Source organism: Actinomyces sp. oral taxon 180 str. F0310 (assembly GCF_000185285.1).
GTDB lineage: Bacteria > Actinomycetota > Actinomycetes > Actinomycetales > Actinomycetaceae > Pauljensenia.
The window spans coordinates 1-1,419 of record NZ_GL622197.1; the positions used below are offsets into that span (position 1 = coordinate 1).

1 protein-coding gene is annotated in these 1,419 nt (G+C 70.3%); it reads right to left on the reverse strand.

The features are described 5' to 3' along the window. Positions 1-3: 3 nt before the first annotated feature. A complete protein-coding gene (locus tag HMPREF9006_RS10090; RefSeq protein ID WP_009213505.1) occupies positions 4-1,308 on the reverse strand; it encodes an ISL3 family transposase in 1,305 nt (434 codons plus the stop codon). Positions 1,309-1,419 lie beyond the last annotated feature (111 nt).

Below are 1,419 nucleotides of genomic sequence, written 5' to 3' on the forward strand. Positions count from 1 at the left end.
GGCTCATCCCAATGCAGGGTGGGTTCTGAAGCCGCCGGTCTCGAGTAGGCAGCGGGCGATGTAGTTGTTGAGGTTGCGGAAGCCGAGAGCGGATCCGCGGAGGTGTTCGAGCCGCCCGTTCAGGGCTTCGGTGGGGCCGTTGGAGGTCCCCGGGCGCTCGAAGTAGGCCAGCACGTCAGCTGCGCGCTGGTTCAGGGTTCGACCCAGGCGACGGAGCTCGGCCAAGACCGCGGGCACGCCGTCGCGCAGGGCGGCGATGACGGCGCTCATCGCCGCCCGGCCGGTGGCCCTGTCGGGGTGGCGGTAGGCGGCGATCATCCGTTGGAGGATGCCCCAGGTGGCTTTGACCTCGACGTGCTCGGGATTGGTGAACAGGACCATGAGTCGTTCGCGTTGCCGGTCAGTGAGCAGGTCCTCTCCGGTGTGCAGGGTCCGCCGGGCCCGGTACAGCGGGTCGTTGCTGCGGCCTCGGTGGCCGTGCAGGTCCTGCTGGACCCGGCGCCGGCACTGGTCCAGGGCATCCCCGGCGAGCCGGATGACGTGGAAGGGGTCCATGACCGCCACCGCGCGCGGGAGTTCCTCAGCGGCGGCGGTCTTGAACCCGGTGAACCCGTCCATCGCGACCACCTCCACCGCGTCACGCCACGCCTGGGGCCGGTCGGCGAGCCAGGTCTTGAACGCGGCCTTGGAGCGGCCCTCGAGCATATCCAACAGCCGTGCCGGGCCGGTCCCGTCGCGGATCGGGGTGAGATCAATGACGACGGTGACGTACTTGTCGCCCTTCCTCGTGTGCCGCCAGACGTGCTCGTCGACCCCGATGACCGCGACCCCGTCGAACCGTGCCGGGTCGCCGATCAGGACCCGCGCGCCCTCGGCCAGAACGGCCTCATTCGCGGTATCCCACGCGACCGCGAGCCCTTCGGCGATCCGGGCCACGCTCAGATGCTGCACGACCAGTGCGAGCAGGGCCCACCGCAGTCCAGCCCGGGAGATCTTCGCGCGCGGCTCGGCCGCGGCTGTGGTGTCCTGCCGCCACACCCGCCCGCAGCCGGTGCACCGGTAGCGGCGCACGGCGATCAGCAGCGTCGTGGGTCGCCACCCGAACGGCTCGTGCGCCAGCCGGCGCGTGACCACGTCGTGCACGCTGCCCTCACAGCCGCACCCCCGGCACCACCGGTCATCATCGACAACCCGGCAAGCCAGCACTGCACGATCCGGCTCGAGGCGCTGCCCGGTCACCTCCAACCCGAGACCGTCCAGGCGGCAGAACGTCGTCAGATCGGGCGTGGTGAAGGTACCGTCGGGCATGTCGAGGTCTTCCTGATGGGGAGCGTGAGAACTCCCATCATGTGAAGACCTCGACGCCTACCCCGAGACCGACGCGCCACCCCCGCCACCCACCCTCGTTTGGGATGAGCC

What these genes read in the sequence shown, in the direction of transcription:
- HMPREF9006_RS10090 (WP_009213505.1), bottom strand. Translation starts at nt 1,308, where the DNA reads ATGCCCGACGGTACCTTCACCACGCCCGATCTGACGACGTTCTGCCGC.